The organism is Algoriphagus taiwanensis (assembly GCF_036245645.1).
GTDB lineage: Bacteria > Bacteroidota > Bacteroidia > Cytophagales > Cyclobacteriaceae > Algoriphagus > Algoriphagus taiwanensis.
Genome location: NZ_BTPE01000004.1, coordinates 364,886 through 381,991 on the forward strand (window position 1 = coordinate 364,886; position 17,106 = coordinate 381,991).

At 42.8% G+C, this 17,106-nt stretch carries 14 protein-coding genes; 9 read left to right on the top strand and 5 right to left on the bottom strand.

What is annotated here, in order from left to right; all coding sequences use genetic code 11:
* Positions 1–73 precede the first annotated feature (73 nt).
* Positions 74–712, top strand: a complete 639-nt coding sequence (locus tag AAA938_RS07960; RefSeq protein ID WP_338228106.1) for a Crp/Fnr family transcriptional regulator — start codon at positions 74–76, stop codon at positions 710–712.
* On the opposite strand, the gene AAA938_RS07965 is transcribed toward AAA938_RS07960, so the two are convergent.
* From AAA938_RS07965 to leuS, 5 genes are all read right to left on the bottom strand, one after another.
* Complete coding sequence (locus AAA938_RS07965) at positions 705–1,748, bottom strand: glycosyltransferase family 4 protein (protein ID WP_338228108.1); 1,044 nt, start codon at positions 1,746–1,748, stop codon at positions 705–707. The genes AAA938_RS07960 and AAA938_RS07965 overlap by 8 nt on opposite strands.
* Positions 1,745–2,065, bottom strand: a complete 321-nt coding sequence (locus AAA938_RS07970; RefSeq protein ID WP_338228109.1) for a nucleotidyltransferase family protein — start codon at positions 2,063–2,065, stop codon at positions 1,745–1,747. The genes AAA938_RS07965 and AAA938_RS07970 overlap by 4 nt, the downstream gene beginning before the upstream one ends.
* 65 nt (positions 2,066–2,130) lie before the next feature.
* Positions 2,131–2,436 (bottom strand): nucleotidyltransferase domain-containing protein, encoded by a 306-nt coding sequence (locus AAA938_RS07975; protein WP_338228110.1) that lies wholly within the window; start codon positions 2,434–2,436, stop codon positions 2,131–2,133.
* Positions 2,415–2,816 carry a HEPN domain-containing protein gene (locus tag AAA938_RS20275; RefSeq protein ID WP_420915731.1) on the bottom strand — a complete coding sequence of 134 codons (402 nt, stop codon included), beginning with the start codon at positions 2,814–2,816 and terminating at the stop codon, positions 2,415–2,417. Before AAA938_RS20275 ends, AAA938_RS07975 begins: the two co-directional genes overlap by 22 nt.
* A gap of 68 nt (positions 2,817–2,884) precedes the next feature.
* Positions 2,885–5,659 carry a leucine--tRNA ligase gene (leuS, locus tag AAA938_RS07980; protein ID WP_338228111.1) on the bottom strand — a complete coding sequence of 925 codons (2,775 nt, stop codon included), beginning with the start codon at positions 5,657–5,659 and terminating at the stop codon, positions 2,885–2,887.
* A gap of 171 nt (positions 5,660–5,830) precedes the next feature.
* On the opposite strand from leuS, the gene AAA938_RS07985 reads away from it, so the two are divergent.
* The 8 genes from AAA938_RS07985 to AAA938_RS08020 all read left to right on the top strand — a co-directional run bounded on the left by AAA938_RS07985 (position 5,831) and on the right by AAA938_RS08020 (position 17,056).
* On the top strand, positions 5,831–7,414 hold the full coding sequence (locus AAA938_RS07985) for an amidohydrolase (protein WP_338228112.1): 1,584 nt from the start codon (positions 5,831–5,833) through the stop codon (positions 7,412–7,414).
* A 155-nt stretch (positions 7,415–7,569) separates the two neighbouring features.
* On the top strand, positions 7,570–8,022 hold the full coding sequence (locus tag AAA938_RS07990) for a GNAT family N-acetyltransferase (RefSeq protein WP_338228113.1): 453 nt from the start codon (positions 7,570–7,572) through the stop codon (positions 8,020–8,022).
* Positions 8,023–8,215: 193 nt separating this feature from the next.
* Positions 8,216–8,866 carry a 7-carboxy-7-deazaguanine synthase QueE gene (locus AAA938_RS07995; RefSeq protein WP_338228114.1) on the top strand — a complete coding sequence of 217 codons (651 nt, stop codon included), beginning with the start codon at positions 8,216–8,218 and terminating at the stop codon, positions 8,864–8,866.
* A gap of 4 nt (positions 8,867–8,870) precedes the next feature.
* Positions 8,871–10,799, top strand: coding sequence for an OmpA family protein (locus tag AAA938_RS08000; protein WP_338228115.1), 1,929 nt, complete (start codon positions 8,871–8,873; stop codon positions 10,797–10,799).
* Positions 10,800–11,271: 472 nt separating this feature from the next.
* Positions 11,272–14,316, top strand: coding sequence for a SusC/RagA family TonB-linked outer membrane protein (locus tag AAA938_RS08005; protein ID WP_338228116.1), 3,045 nt, complete (start codon positions 11,272–11,274; stop codon positions 14,314–14,316).
* A gap of 21 nt (positions 14,317–14,337) precedes the next feature.
* The gene (locus tag AAA938_RS08010; protein ID WP_338228117.1) at positions 14,338–15,843 is read left to right on the top strand and encodes a RagB/SusD family nutrient uptake outer membrane protein; all 1,506 of its coding nucleotides are present in this window, start codon (positions 14,338–14,340) and stop codon (positions 15,841–15,843) included.
* A gap of 11 nt (positions 15,844–15,854) precedes the next feature.
* Complete coding sequence (locus AAA938_RS08015; RefSeq protein ID WP_338228119.1) at positions 15,855–16,340, top strand: DUF4843 domain-containing protein; 486 nt, start codon at positions 15,855–15,857, stop codon at positions 16,338–16,340.
* A 158-nt stretch (positions 16,341–16,498) separates the two neighbouring features.
* Positions 16,499–17,056, top strand: coding sequence for a hypothetical protein (locus AAA938_RS08020; protein ID WP_338228120.1), 558 nt, complete (start codon positions 16,499–16,501; stop codon positions 17,054–17,056).
* The last annotated feature ends 50 nt before the right edge of the window (positions 17,057–17,106 follow it).

The following is a 17,106-nucleotide window of genomic DNA, read 5'->3' on the forward strand; positions in this document are numbered from 1 at the left end:
GGTCAAAACTATCTATCACAAAAAATAAAAAGGTGATCAATGTCACCTTTTCAAGTTAACCACAGATCAACTAATGAAAAAGGAAATCGCGCAGTTTTTGGATTTAAATTTTCCTGATTTTGAAAAGGGACTTCGGGAAGAGATTCTCAAAGACGGAACCCTTGTCGTCTTACCTGCAGACACGCTGATGATGGACATCGGGCAGAAGGTGGAGATTATTCCTCTCATCGTACAGGGACAGGTGAAGGTTTTCAGGGAAGATGAGAATGACCACGAGCTGTTTATGTATTACCTCGGACCCGGAGAGGCTTGTGCGATCACGATGATCTGCTCTGCGAGGGAAGGCTATTCCAAAATCAAGGCTATTCCGGAGGAAGAAACTACCATCATTTCGGTACCGATTTCTAAGCTGGATGAGTGGATGCCCAAGTACAAATCATGGTATTACTTTGTCATGGACACCTATCAGGATCGATTTGAAGAGTTACTTAAAGTGGTAGATGGAATTGCCTTTCACCAAATGGATGAGCGGCTTTTGGAATATTTGGAGAAAAATGCCGAGGCTACCCAAAGTAACCTGATTCACAAAACCCATCAGCAGATTGCTCAGGAGCTGAATTCCAGCAGGGAAGTGATAACGCGATTGTTGAAAAAACTGGAACAAAGAGGAAGGGTAAGAGTCAACCGAAATCAAATTCAATTGATCAACTGATCAATTCCAAAGCCTCCAAAATAGCCTTTTTTCTTTTTTCAAAATTGAAAAGGGTATGGATGCGTTGAGATGCGTTTTGTGAAAATGAATTCAAGTCCTGCTCGGCAAATTCTTGAATAGCTGAATCAAGCACATGCAAATTCTTTTTCGTCAAAATCACACCCGAATCCCCAATAATCTCCGGAATCGCCCCGACTGCTGACCCAATCGGAATGCAGCCAGAAGCCATGGCTTCTCCAAGCGCATTTGGAAAGCCCTCGGAAGTGGAAAGCTGAAGGTAGAATTGATGGGAATTGTAAAGGTCCAAAAGTTCTGTGGGCTTCATTTTACCCAAAACAGTCACATTCAGATTTGATGAAGAATAGGAAGAATCCCCCACCAAAGTGAAGATCCAATCCGGATGAAGTGCGGCCAATTGCTCGATTAAATCATAGCCTTTGACTATGGCACGGGAAGGATTGGAAGTGCCTGTGGCCACGGAAATAAAGCTGAGCGGCTTGCGTATTTTCTTCAGATCTTTCCAAAAATCTGTATTAAAGCCATTCGGGATAACTTGGATGGGTATTTTCAGATTTGGAATCAAATTCAAAAGACCTTGTTTGGAATTTATCTGTGGATCGTATGAATAATCCTGCTTAACTAAAGCTTCGGCCACAGGCAAAATCAACGAGCAGTTTTTAAAGGAATATACCGTGGCTTTACGAAGCCATTTCTTTCTGAAATTCCCATAGCCGATCTCAGGCATGTTGATACAATCCGCGCCTCCGGCTTGGATGGTGCATTTTTTCCCAAATACCTTCCCGAACCAAACCGGCAAAACGCTGTGGTACCCTCCAAAAAAGCAGAGATATTGGCTGGTTTTGGGTAAATACCAAAGCAACTGAATAAACTGAAGAATAAAGAAAAAAGGAAGTTTGACCGGGCTTTGGGTAAACTCCAAGGGTTTGATTTCAGCCACCGGAAGGATCATCTCCAAATCACGGTCGATAAAGGCGGTACGGACGGGGAAGGTGTAGAGGATCATTTTTCTCCTCATTGATACATGATAACCTTTGAGCTAAAAATCAATTCTTTGGTTTCCTCCACCTCTTCTTTGAAATATGGATTCCGAATTGCTGAATATTCGATTAGATCAACTTGTCTTTCGAGAAGGTCTTCTAATCCAAATTGTAATTCGAAAAAATTGCTTGCGTAATCAGGAATATCAGTTCGTTGAAATTCAACCAAAAAATCTACATCGCTTTCATTATTAAAAGCTGAAGTGAGTATTGAACCAAATGCATAGAGTTTAGCCACTTTGTGTTTTTCACAAAGGGTTTTAATGGCTTTTGTATTTTTCTCAAGCAGGTTCATAGATCAAATATAGGCTTAATCTCCAAGAACGAAAAAAGGCTCAATTCCTTAAAAATTGAGCCTTTTTAACCAATCAAAATCCCAGTTTCCTGAATTTCCTTTGCGAAAGGATTCCGAGAATTGAAGTCTTCCGACTTTAAAGGATGAGGTTCAATTCTAAGGTCAACTTTTCTTCTTAGCTTTCTAAGTTCCTGTTGAGTTTGGAAAAAGTCATCCATCCGGTCAAAAACCAAAGCCACATCTACATCGCTCGATTCTTTTTCGAGGCCCTTGGCATACGAACCAAAAAGATAGGCTTCTCTCAACCCCAGGTTTTCTGGAATTAAAGTCAGGAAACTCTTGACGTTCTTTAGAATTTCTGAATTAACCATAGCCTTAGAATTTCGATTCGTTCTTTCCAAAGGAACGAAAATTCCTCTGTACAAAGTTTATAAAATTCTCTTTTATAACTGTCATACCGAGCATTGAGGTTGAATGTGGAAACTTGATCCAACCAATCCTTGTGAGTTTCATCTATTTGAAAATTGCATCGATCAGCTAGCCTCAAAAGGTCATGAGTGAAAAGCGCATGTTTTTTATTGTCTTTGACAAAATGTGCTTTTAAAAGTTTTTCTAAAACCAAATGACCGATAAAAAGTGCCCAACTGAAATCTTTGGATGTAAAAAGATTTTGCATCGTTCTAAAATCCTGATCGGATGAATTCCTCCAATATTGCACGATTTTTTCAAGATCATCTAAATTCTCATCCATAGTACAATTTAAAAGAAAAGGGCCAAAAGATTTTCTCTTGGCCCTTCAATTTTAGGTGTTTATGCTTGTTACACCACCAAATTCACAATCTTACCCGGCACGATAATCACTTTCTTAGGAGCTTTGCCTTCCAACCATTTTTGTACGGTTGCGTCTGCCAAGGCGGACTTTTCGATTTCCGGAACAGACAGAGAAAGCGGCAAATCCAACTTCGCCCGCATCTTGCCATTGATCATCACCGGATACTCGAAATTGCTTTCTACCAAATATTCCTCCTTGAATTCTGGGAAAGTGGCGTCGGTGATTGACTCAGCTTGACCCAATAGGGACCAGAGTTCCTCAGCAATATGAGGTGCATATGGAGAAATCAAGATAGCCAATGGCTCCAATACTTCTCGCTTGTTGCACTTCAAAGCAGTCAATTCATTAACGCAGATCATAAAGCTGGATACGGAGGTATTGAAGGAATAATTGGCCATGTCTTCTTCCATTTTTTTGAGGGCTTTATGAAGGGCTTTGAGTTCTTCCTTGCTGGCTTTTTCATCGGAAACAACGAATTCTCCAGTATTGGTATGGTAAAGGTTCCACACCTTTCTCAGGAACTTGTACACACCGTCGATTCCATTGGTATTCCAAGGCTTAAACTGCTCCAAAGGCCCCAAGAACATCTCATACAATCTCAGTGTGTCGGCTCCGTAGCGCTCAATGATGTCGTCGGGATTGACCACGTTGTACTTGGACTTGGACATTTTTTCCACTTCCGATCCGCAGAGGTACTTGCCGTCCTCCAGGATAAATTCAGCATCCGCCAAGTCAGGTCTCCAAGCCTTAAATTTTTCCAAATTCAGCTGATCGTTGTGGACGATGTTTACGTCCACGTGCATGGCAGAGGTATCGTATTGATCTTTCAGTCCGTAAGAGACGAAAGTGTTGCTTCCTTTTATCCGATACACAAAATTTGACCTCCCTTGGATCATTCCTTGATTGATCATCTTTTGGAATGGCTCATTAATGCTGACCACACCCAGGTCATACAAAAACTTGGTCCAGAATCGGGAGTACAACAAGTGGCCAGTGGCATGCTCGGAACCCCCGATATACAAATCCACAGCTCCCCAATAGTCTGTTTTCCCTTTGTCTGCGAAAACTGAATCATTTTTAGGATCCATGTAGCGGAAGAAGTACCAGCTCGATCCCGCCCAACCCGGCATGGTGGAAAGTTCCAATGGATATTCTCCCTCGGCTGTTTTGTATGTCCAGTCTTTGGCTCGTCCCAATGGAGGTTCTCCGTCTTCGGTTGGCAAGTATTTATCCACCTCAGGCAATACCAAAGGCAGGTCTTTTTCATCGATTAAATAAGGCAAGCCATCTTTGAAATAAACAGGAAGCGGTTCGCCCCAATAGCGTTGACGGGTGAAAATCGCATCCCTCATTCTGAATTGGATTTTGCCTTTTCCAATCCCTTTTTCTTCCAAAAACTCGATGCATTTATTCATGGCGTCCTGCATGTACAGGCCAGAAATAAATCCTGAGTTGATGATCAAGCCGCCTTTTCCCGGGAAAGAACCATTTTCCATGGAGCCTTCGATCACTTGGCGGATTTCCAATCCGAAGTGCTTCGCAAAGTTGTAGTCCCGCTCATCGTGAGCGGGTACGGCCATCACGGCGCCTGTTCCATATCCAGCCAGTACATAGTCCGCAACCCAGATTTGGATTTCCTCGCCGTTGAATGGATTGATCGCATAGGAGCCTGTAAACGCACCTGAAATAGTCTTCACATCGCTCATTCGCTCGCGCTCGGAACGGTTTTTGGCCACTTGGATATAGGGTTCAGCAGTTTCACGCTGGTCGTCAGTGACCAGTTCGGCAGCCAAGTCAGACTCCGGGGCCAAAGCCAAATAGGTCACCCCGAAAATCGTGTCCACTCGGGTAGTGAAGACTTTGATTTTTTTATCCGACCCCTTCACATCAAAGAGCACTTCCGCACCGATCGATTTTCCGATCCAGTTGCGCTGCATTTCTTTGATCGGTTCGGACCAGTCCACTTTTTCCAATCCCTGTAATAATCGATCAGCATAGGCAGTGATTCGCATTGACCACTGCATCATCTTCTTTCGCTCGACAGGATGACCACCTCTTTCGGAGAAACCGTCCTTTACTTCGTCGTTGGAAAGCACAGTTCCCAAAGCAGGACACCAGTTTACGGTGGTCTCTGCCAAGAAAGTCAATCGGTATTTGAGCAGTATTTCCTGCTTTTCTTTTTCAGAAAAGGCATTCCAATCTGCTGCGCTAAAAGTTGGAGTGTCGTCATCGCAAACCGCTTTCACTTTTGCGTTTCCTTCTTTTTCAAATCGGGAAACCAAAGACTCGATGGAAAGTGCCTTGTCCGCATCCAAGTCGTAATAGCTCTTGAACAGCTGCATGAAAATCCACTGGGTCCATTTATAATAGGATGGGTCCGAGGTGCGAACTTCCCGATCCCAATCGAAAGCGAAGCCGATGTTTTTCAGCTGTTCGGTATAGCGGGTTATATTTTGCTCAGTAGTGATAGCGGGATGCTGACCGGTTTGGATCGCATACTGCTCGGCGGGCAATCCAAAGGAATCATAACCCATTGGGTGGAGGACATTGAAGCCCTTGAGCATTTTGAATCGGGAGACGATATCGGAAGCTATGTAACCCAGCGGGTGGCCGACGTGAAGTCCTGCACCGGAAGGGTAGGGGAACATGTCCAGAGAATAAAACTTGGGACGATTGGTGTCCACTTCGGCCTTGAAGGTTCCTTTTTCTTTCCAGTAGCCCTGCCATTTCTGTTCGATTTCCCTGAAGTTGTACTCCGCCATGATTGAATTTTTCTTGATTTTTTGACTAAATGCCTGCAAAAATAGAAAATTCAGGCGGCTTTGGTAGTCAAATTTCCAATTCCTCCCAAATCGGGATTTTCGCCATTAATCAATTTTGTATTTAGTACTTCCTTCTTTTTTGTACTTTCAGAAACCTAACCAACCGACCTTATGAGAAAAAATATTCTAATCACACTAGCCTTAGCTGGAGGAATCTGCCTTTCGGCTTTTCCCCAGAAAAAATACAATGCTAAGCAAATCGAGGCTTTGAAAGCCGAAGTTGCTGAGATCGTCCAAGCCAATCACAAGCAAAGCCAAGTGATGGTGGATAAGATTTTCAGCTTTGCCGAATTGGGTTTTCAGGAAATCGAGTCTTCCAGGTATCTCACTGGAGTGCTGGAACAAAATGGCTTCACCATTGAGACGGGTATTTCCGGAATTCCAACAGCATGGTGGGCAACATGGAGTAATGGAGAAGGTCCCGTTATCGCCTTGGGTTCGGACGTGGACAATATTCCCAAAGCCTCTCAATATCCCGGTGTAGCCTATCACAAGCCTATGGTAGAAGGGGCTCCTGGACACGGGGAAGGACACAATGCCGGAATTCCCTTGAATATCACTGCTGCATTAGCTGTGAAGCAGATCATGGAGCGGGAGAATATCGGAGGAACCTTAATTCTTTGGCCGGGGATTGCCGAGGAATTGGTAGCTGCCAAGGCTTGGTTTGTAAGGGATGGCAAATTTGATGGTATCGACTTGTGCATTTTCACGCACGTGGCTAATAATCTCGCAGTAAGTTATGGACAAGCATCCGGGACAGGTTTGATTTCAGTTGAATACACCTTCTCAGGAGATGCGGCTCATTCCGCAGGTGCTCCATGGAGAGGGAAAAGTGCTGCTGATGCGACAGAGCTGATGAATATTGGCTGGAACTATAAGCGGGAGCACTTACATCCACTTAAGCGGTCTCATTCGGTGATTACTGATGGTGGAGATCAGCCCAATGTGGTGCCTTCCAAAGCTTCGATTTGGTATTATTTCCGTGATGTGAAGTACGACGGCATCATGGATATGTATGCTCAGGCCAATGATATTGCCAAAGGAGCAGCCTTGATGACCGGAACGACGATGGAATACAAAGTTTTGGGTACAGCTTGGCCGAGACACTTTAATAAGGTGATTGCAGAAAAGATGTATCAAAACATTGTCAAGGTGGGCTTGCCTACCTGGGATGAAAACGATCAGGCATTGGCAAAGGCTGTACAGGAAGAGATGGGGTCCAAACCAACTGGACTGGCAACCAAACTTGACACCTTGGGACTCCCGGTAAAAGAACCTGTTTCCGGTGGTTCGGATGATATTGGAGACGTGTCTTGGGTGGTGCCTACGGTGACTTTGAGGTTTCCTTCTAACATTCCGGGATTGCCCGGCCACCATTGGAGCAATGCGATTGCGATGGCAACACCGATTGCTCACAAAGGGGTGACGGCCGGTGCCAAAGCCGAAGCGATGACCATTTTGGACTTTCTGCTTCAGCCCGAATTGGTCGATCAGGCTTGGGATTACTTCAAAAATGTGCAGACCAAAGAAGAAACCTACAAGCCCATGATTACAGCTGATGATGCGCCGCCGATTTATCTGAATGAAGGCATTATGAAGCAGTTCCGCCCGCAGCTGGAGAAATTCTACTATGACGAAACGAAGTACGATACGTATTTGGAGCAGTTGGGAGTGAAGTATCCAACCATTAAATAGTGTTAAATCAGCTGGGTTTAATTACGATTTACGATTTTTGATTTACGACTTAAATTTGAACTTCAGTCCTAATTTCCAGAGGGTTACCCTGTGGTTATTATGATTGAGGTTCAAAATAAGGTCGTAAATCGTAATTCGTACTTCGTAAATCATAAATGACATCAACAAATTTTACTTTTACAATCAGAGAAGCTTCTCCCTCCGAACTCCTCTTGGTGCATGAGCGAATTCCGGAGTTTCCGGGGAAAGCTTCCTTGGATTTTTATACTGAGCGATTGAAGCATCGGCTTCATTTGGCCTTGGTTGCAGAAAAGGATGGAGAGCTTTTGGGTTTTAAAGTGGGGTACCAAAGCGATAATCCGGATTCCTTTTACTCATGGATGGGTGGAGTAAGGCCCGAATTTCGAAAACATGGAATTGCGGATGCATTAGCGGAGTATCAGGAGAATTGGGCTAGGGAAAAGGGATTCAAGGCTATCTTTTTCAAAACCCGCAACCGCTTTCCAGCTATGATTAGCTTTGGATTGAAACGAGGCTTCAAAATCATGGAGGTTATTCCCAAGGGTGGAGTGGAAGATTATCGGGTGGTGATGAGTAAACAATTGTAAGGTGTTATTTATGATTTACGATTTCGGATTTACGGCACTAATTTGGACTACCATGATGATTTTCAGAAGATTGCCTTTTGAAAAAAGGGTTGAGGTTCTAAGTGATGTCGTAAATCGTACTTCGTAAATCGTAATTTACTCTTAACTTTGCTATCCAAACTAGCGGTCGAATCACCCGCTTTACCAAAAATTCATGCATACACTCGACCTGGTAGCACCGACTACCGCAGAACTCGTAGCCGCAGGGCTTCAGCTTCCAGTCATGGAGGCGTTTTACACTATCCAAGGAGAAGGAAGATTTACCGGACATCCCGCTTATTTTATCCGGCTGGGAGGCTGTGATGTGGGTTGCGTCTGGTGCGATGTAAAGGAAAGTTGGGAAGCTGCCAAATGGCCTGTTTTGTCCATTGAGAAAATTGTCGAGGAGGCGTTGGCTAATCCGGGACGTCTAGTAGTCATCACTGGGGGAGAACCTCTAATGTATAATTTGGATCCTTTGACTCAGCTTTTGAAGGAAAAGGGTTTCACCACCAATATTGAGACTTCTGGAGCGCATCCCTATTCAGGAGACTTTGACTGGGTGTGTTTTTCTCCCAAGAAATTCAAGAAACCTCATCCATCCATTTACCAAAAAGCAGACGAACTCAAAGTAGTCATATATAATAAGAGTGATTTCGCTTTCGCTGAAGAGCATGCACGGTTGGTGAATCCCGTTTGTGAGCTTCGACTTCAGCCGGAGTGGAGCAAGGCACAGAAGATGACTCCGGAGATCATTGACTATGTGAAAAGTCGGCCAAATTGGAAAATATCCCTACAAACTCATAAATTTATGGACATCCCCTAAGTCCATGCGCCCTGTTTATCTTTTCCTTATCGGATTTTTGCTATCGCTTCAGGTGAGTGCGCAGCAGTATTCGATAATTGACAGCCGGGCGATTAAAATGTATCAGGAAGGGGAGGAATTGACACTTTCTAGGAGATATGATGAGGCCTTGGGAAAGTATCGCGCAGCCATTGCCAGAGAAGGATCCTTTTTAGAAGCCTATGTAAAGGCATCCCAACTTTTAATCACTTTGGGAGACTTGGAAGAAGCCGAGAAACTGGCTTTGGCCGGAAAATCAAGGCTTTCAGGGAAAAATGCCACACCTAAACATGCAGCGGATTTCGGTTGGCTCTTTTCCAATCTTTATCTCAAACAGGGGAAATTCAAGGAAGCTTATCAGCAGTTTCAGGAAGTTGATCCGCTTTTGGATGAGGCCTTCCGGAAATCCATGTATTATTCACAGATGAAATCCCAGATGGATTTTTTGGGAACTCAGCTTGGAGATATTGGAGAGATCACCAAAGAAGTCCTTCCCTTTCCATTAAATGAATATCAGTTGCAATATTTCCCCGTTTTGACAGCAGATGGGAATCAAATCCTATTTACCAAAAGAGATGGCACGGGGAATTTTGACAAAGAGGATATTTATACTGCATTTATTAAGGAGGATGGAGGCTGGACTCCTCCGCAAGGCATTTCTCAAACGATCAATTCACCATACAATGAAGGTACCTGCTCGGTTACAGCTGATGGAAATATCCTGATCTACACTTCCTGCGATGCTCCGGACTCTCAGGGAAGTTGTGATCTGTATATTGCCTATAGGGTCAATGGCGCTTGGCAAAGACCAAGTAATATGGGCCCAAAGGTGAATTCCAGATCCTGGGATTCCCAGCCTTCCCTATCTGCGGATGGGAGACTTCTGTTTTTCTCTTCGAATAGGAAAGGGGGATATGGAGGGAATGATATCTGGTATTCTGTCCAGCAAAATGACGGAACCTGGGCGGAGGCAAAGAATCTTGGGAATATCCTAAACACTCCAAAAGATGAGATTTCTCCTTTCATGTTTTTCAACAATGAGATTCTTTTCTTCTCTTCGGATGGGCATCAAGGATTTGGAGGAATGGATATCTTTCTTTCCAGAGTGAAGGATGGGCAATTTCAAAGTCCCGAAAATCTCGGTCTTCCCATCAATGATCAATTAGACCAAGTGGCGCTTTTCATCACAGCCCAAAAGGACTATGCCTACTACACCGAACTCAGTAAGGCAGAAAGTGAATCTGAAAACGACCGCTCGCTTTTGTATCGGTTTAAATTTCCGGAGGAGATTTATTTGGGAGAAAACCTCACGGTAACGGAGGGAAAGGTCTTTAACGCTAAAACAGGAGAACCGGTAGATGCCACACTTTCTTTGGTCTCTCTGACCAATGACAGTACATTGTATCAGTTTAAGTCAGATGGCAAGACGGGGGATTTTATGATGCTATACCCTGAAAAGGCCGTCTCAGGATTGTATGTAGAGAAAAAGGGATTTTTACCAAAAATTTACAATGTCGAGCGGGATAAGCTCCAAAATGTAAAAGATCTCAAGGTGGAGCTTACCCCAGTTGCATCAGGCGAAGAGTTTGTGTTTGAAAACGTATTTTTTGATTTTGATCGATATGACCTGAAATCTGAATCTCTTTCTTCCTTGAAGCGACTTTTTAAATTTCTTACAGAAAATCCCAATGTCAATGTTTTGATCACAGGGCATACCGATAACATTGGTAATGCAGGTTACAATCAGACTCTTAGTCTGGAGCGGGCCAAAAGCGTTCAACAATACCTGGTAAAGGCAGGCTTGCATTCGGGTAGGATTTTGGTAGAAGGCAAAGGGGACACCCAGCCGATGGTTCCCAATACTACTCCACAGAATCAGGCCCTGAATCGGAGGATCACAATCAAGGTTCTTTAGGATTTTTCGGAATTTAATTTTGAAAAAGTAGACTTTGCTTTTTTACTTTTAATCTTTTGTATAAAAGAGAAAAATAACTTAGGGTATTATATAATAAGGGCAGAATTTTATTCTAAAAAACTTTATATAAATCTTTGTTTTGGGGACCTTAAAGCATAATAAAAAAATGTATTTTTTTTTAAAATCACTTTTTATCATTTTAATCTGAGTTTCCGATTCGAAAAAAAATCCAAGTTTTCGTGATTTTTTTTCCAAAATTAACTTTTGTTAACATTGAGATATTATTTGGAAAAAGTGGAATAGATAAATAAATCTGAAAATAAACAAAATTAAATTCCGTTTTTCGGTAATTTTTACCTCGGTTCGATTATTTTTTTTGCCAAACTTTTCCTTGCCGTTCGTGGTAATGCCCTTTGTAATGTGAATTATTCCAAATATCATTGGAATTAAATTAAACCAAAATCTAACCAATATGAGGAAAGTTTTACTTCTAGGACTCATGCTGTTTTTAGTAAGTGCAGTTGCATTTGCTCAAAGCCGCGTGATCACCGGTACAGTAACCTCTACCGAAGACGGTATGGGTGTACCAGGTGCAACAGTTCTGGTAAAGGGAACCACAATTGGTACTGCCACAGACATTGATGGCAAGTACTCAATCAGCGTCCCTGCCGGAAGCAACGTATTAGTGTTCACTTTTGTGGGCCTGACTACTCAAGAGGTGACAATCGGGAACCGAACTACTATCGATGTGGTAATGGAGTCTGATTTGACTGCCTTGAGTGAAGTCATCGTAACGGGGTATGGTACTCAGCCAAAAAGGGAAGTTACCGGTGCGGTATCTTCAGTGAAAGGTGAAGCCATTCAAAACTTGCCTTTGCAGTCTTTTGACCGAGCGCTTCAAGGACGTGCAGCAGGTGTACAGGTAAGATCATCTAACGGTCTTCCAGGTGGTGCTGTAAACATCCGAATCCGAGGTGTAGGTTCGATCAACGCTGGTAACGAACCTCTATTCATTGTGGATGGGGTACAGTTGAACAACCAGTCAAATGCTGCCTTCACCCAGTCTAACCCATTGGCATTCTTGAACCCTAACGACATCGAGTCTATGGAGATCTTGAAAGACGCGGCTTCTGCTGCTATCTACGGATCCCAGGCTGCTAACGGTGTTGTAATCATTACAACCAAAAAGGGTAAGCAAGGAAAAGCCAAGTTTGAGTTCAACGCTTTTGCAGGTGAAACTCAGCCAATGAAGTACTTGGACGTACTTGGTGGTGCTGAGTGGTACAACATGAGAAAAGAAGCGTACATCAACAGCAATCAAACGATTCCAGAAGCTAGAACACTTAGCAACATGGGTCGTCTTCCTTCCAACTGGCAGCAATTAACAGCTGAGGAACTGGATGCGATCGGTCAAGCTTTTGAAACCTACGATTGGCAGAGAGAAGTGATGGGTCCAGGTAGACTTCAGAACTATGAGCTTTCTGTATCTGGCGGTGACGAAAAGACTACATTCTTCCTTTCCGGGTCTTACAACTATCAGGAATCTTCTTTCCAGCCTGTTGACTTCGAAAGAGGTACTGCAAGATTGAGTTTGACTCACCAGGCAAACAGCAAGCTGAATTTGGAAACCAACATTAACCTTTCCACTTTCCAGCAGAATATTCCATTTGCTGTATCTGGTTCTTTCTTGGGTAGCCCGGCATTCTCTGCCTCCGCTATTTTGCCTCACAATGCTATCTACAACGAAGATGGAACCTTCAACACCAATATTGGTGGTGTCTTGGGACAAAACGTAGTATTGGTGAATGAGTACAATTCCGGTATTCAGAGAACTAACACGGTTGTTGGTAACATTGCCGGTAACTACAAAATCCTTGACAACCTATCTTTCCGTTCTTTCTTTGGTGTCGATTATCGCTTACTTCAGGGTGATAGCTACAGAGATCCAAGAACTCCAGATGGTGCTGGTGTAAGAGGTAGAAGCTCTCAGCAGCAAGATTGGAGAACCCGTTTCATTACCACTCAAACCTTGAACTGGAACAAATCTTACAATGGCGTTCATAATCTTTCTGCCTTGTTAGGTTTCGAATTCAACTCTGAAACTCGCGAAGGTCTAGACGGAGCAGGTATCGGATTCCCTACTTTCCAATTCAGAACTATTCAGTCTGCTGCTACTCCAGAGTCTCTTTCTGGATTCTGGACTGGTTACAGAAGAATGGGTTTCTTCGCTTCTGTTAACTACGATTACAAAAAGAAGTATCTGGCAACTGTAACTGCTCGATATGACGGATCTTCTCGATTTGGTGAAAACAACAGATATGGTTTGTTCCCATCAATCCGAGTAGGATGGAGCTTGGTTGAAGAAGATTTCTTGAAATCATCTTCTGTGGTTTCTGAATTGAAACTTAGAGCTTCTTATGGTTTGACAGGTAATGACCAGATCGGAAACTTCGCAGCAAGAGGTCTTTATGGCGGAGCAGGTAACTATTCTGGAAATGCAGGTATCAGACCAAGTTCATTGGCTAACCTTAACTTGGGCTGGGAAACTAACAATACCTTCAACCTAGGTTTGGATTATGGTTTCTTCGGAAACAGAATCACTGGTTCCTTGGACGTGTTTGATAGAAGAACTAAAGATCTTTTGTTGGATCAGCCAATTCTTTGGACCAATGGCTTCTCTGATATCGCCAACAACGTAGGTGAGCTTCAGAACAAAGGTATCGAATTGGAAATCTCTACAGTGAATATTGATCAAGGTGGTTTCCGTTGGAATTCCAGCTTCAACTTCAGTGTACTTGACAACCAGGTAATCAGCTTGTATGATGATTTGGAATTCCTTCCTGCTAACCCAGGTATCGCAGTAGGCCAGCCTGTAGGTAGATTTGGAGAGGGTGCTGTATTTACTCAGGAATATGCCGGTGTAAACCCTGCCAATGGACGTCCAATGTGGTATGACATCAATAGAAACATCACTTACTTACCTTTAGCTGCAGATAGAATTTATTCTGGTTCTAGTTTGTCAACTACTTATGGAGGTTTGAATAATACATTCACCTACAAGGGATTTGAATTGACCGCCTTCTTCGTTTATGAATATGGTGCAAGAATTTTTGATGGTCAGTACAGCTTCTTGAGAGAAAACGGAACCCGTCTTACTCTTAATGCATTGAGAGAAGTAAATGAAAGATCTTGGAGAGAGCCAGGTCAAATCACTGATATTCCAAGAAACTTGACTACCAATGGCGGTAACTTCCCAAGAAACGCTTCAAGAAATACAGGTTCAGCTAACTTGTTGAAGGCTGATTTCATCAGACTTTCCCAGTTGACTGTAGGATATTCCTTCAACCCAACATTGGTTAGTAAGATCGGTCTTTCCAGAGCGAGAATCTACGTACAAGGCTTGAACTTGTGGACGTACACCGATTATCCTGGATATGATCCTGAATTTACTGGTGCAGGTACAGGACAAATTCCTTTGACTAAGAACTACACCGTCGGGGTTCAAATTGGATTCTAATCACCCAAAAAGATGAAAAAAATGAAATTTATAAATAAAGCAGTTCTCTCTATTGCACTTGCAGGATCATTTCTGCTTGGGGCATGTGAAAGTGCTCTGCAGGTAGATCCAAGACAGTCCATTGATGCGAATGGTGCCTTAAATACTCCTGATGCAGTGGATGCGGCTCTAAATTCCGTATATGCTCGGCTTCGTGCTACCAGCAATTATGGACGTAATTTGTTCGCTATGGCTGATGCTTTAGCTGACGTAGGACAAACGACAAGTAACTCTGGCCGATTGATTGGCGAAAACAACAATCAGCCTAACGTTCATTTTCCTGCTGCTACTTGGCAAAACAGCTACTTTGCAATCAATGAAGCAAATTTGATCATTGATGCATTAGGCGATGTACAAGGTGCTTCTGAAGCTCAGTTGGCAAGATGGGAGGGAGAAGCTAAGTTCCTAAGAGCCCTCTATTACTTCGATTTGGTAAAAGTTTACTCTTATATCCCTACAGCTGTATATCAGCCAGGTGTAATTGATGAGGGTGGAATTCCATTGGAAACTGAAGGCATCATCACTTCTGAAGCTGCATTTAGCAGACAGACAGCTAGATCTTCAGTAAATGCAGTTTACGACCAGATTTATACTGATTTGGAGGATGCTAAGCGTTTATTGACTTCAAGAGGTGTTCAATACGGTTCCAGTGCTGCAGCATCTGCCCTTTTGTCAAGAGTAGCTCTTTACAGAGGCGATTGGGCCAAGGCTGTTTCTGAATCTACTTTGGCTCTTGATAGCAGTGTTGGGGTAGTTCTCTCAGGTGAAGCTTATGTTAGCGGTTGGAGAGCTCCTGTAAATCCAGAGTCTATGTTTGAGGTTAGATTTGCATTAGCTGAAGAGTCCATCGGAGTTAATGAATCCTTGCAGTCAACTTACACAGCATTGTTGAATTTGGATAACAAAAATCAGCAAGGCGGATGGGGTGATTTCATTCCAAACGCAACAGTAAGAGACTTCTTTGGTCTTTCTCAACTTCAAATTGGCTCTCCTGCTTCTGATAACAACAACTGGGATGTTACCCGAAACAATGATATCAGAGCTGGTCTTTACACTACCGGTAATACTGTAAGAGGTGCTGGCCGTCAAATTGAGTGTACTAAATTTATGTCCAAAAGCGGTTTTGCCTATGGGGATAATGTGCCTGTGGTAAGAAAGTCTGAAATGCACTTGAACCGTGCTGAGGCAAATTACCATTTAGGAAATGAGGGAGCTGCTCTTGCCGAATTGAATGCATTCAAAGGCCTTAGAGGTATCGAAGAAGTTGATTTGGCTGGTGAAGCGCTTTTAGAAGAAATTCTGTTGGAGCGTTTCAAGGAATTTGCCTTCGAGGGTCAGAGATTTTTCGACTTGAAGCGTTATGGAAGATCAATTGTGAAGACCACACCTAATGTGAGAGTGGACTTTGACGACTTCAGAATTTTGCCTCCAATCCCTCAAAGAGAAGTAGACGGTAATCCAAATCTTAATCAAAACAGAGGCTACTAAAATCAGAAATCATGAAAAAGATATTTTCTTTATTAACTCTAGCCTTAGTTCTTGTTTTCTCTTCTTGTATTGAACAAAACTACCCACTTTGGGAAGGCGCCTTGGTAGAATTTGATGATGCAGTAAACAGAAATCCTGTTGCAGGTCAAAAGTATCCAAGAATAACTGTAGCTAATACTGTGGGAGCTGTCAGTCTCCAGGTTAATTTAGTTGCTGCTCAAAGATCTGCTGATGAGACCATCAACTACAGTGTAGTTGCAGAAGGAACTACGGCAGTGTCAGGTACCGACTTTACCACCTCTGGTACATTGGTAATCCCTGCAAATTCCAGTACTGGAACTTTGACTGTAACTATTCCAAACACCGGAGCTATCGGTGGTTCAGTAGACTTGTTGTTGCAGTTGGATGGTAATGCGAACATTAGCTCCAGCGAAAACTACAATCAAGTTCAATTGAGAATAACAAGACCTAATCCTCCTGCGGAAGAAGGAGCTTGATATAATTTAAAACCAAAAAGACCGGAATTCCCGGTCTTTTTTTTCCAACTATTATGAAAACGATCAAATTAATTTGTCTTCTCCTTTTTTTGGGAATTAATGGGGTTTCTTTTGCCCAATTGTCCGTTTTAAGGGATAATGGTACGGGGAGTCCTATTATGTCAAATCCCTATAATGAAGTGAAAGGGAGCCAGTACATTGATGATTTCCGTTCTGGTACGCTTACTCTTCCTAATGGTCAAATAATTGAAGGACTCCAAATTGCATTGAATGGGTTTGAAAACACCATTGAATACAAAATGAATGGATCCTTGTTTGCTTATAGTGCGGATAAGCTGGCTGGATTTTCCTATGTGAATAGCAAAGGGGAGCTTGCGGAATACACCTCCGAATTTGTGATTCCTACACAATCAAAAAAACGATTTATTCGTGTCTTGGAAAAGGGGAAATATTCTCTTTATAGTCATGATTACAAAATCATGGTCGACGATCCTGGGGCTACCTATGGAACCCAAGCTGCGAAGGTGTTTCAAACTTTGGAAGACCTCTTTGTAGTTAAAGATGGAGAGATTTTCCTTTTTAAGAATAAATCAAAGGACTTGCAGAAAATCTTCGGAGAGGATGCTGAGAAAATTCCAGTTTTTGAAAAATCGCTCAAGCTTAATCTAAAGGAAACTAATGATGTTCGACTTTTGATACGGGCTTTAAATCAATGATGACAGTTTGGTCCCTCAGTTTTCCTTGAGGGACTTTTTTTTTAGCTTTG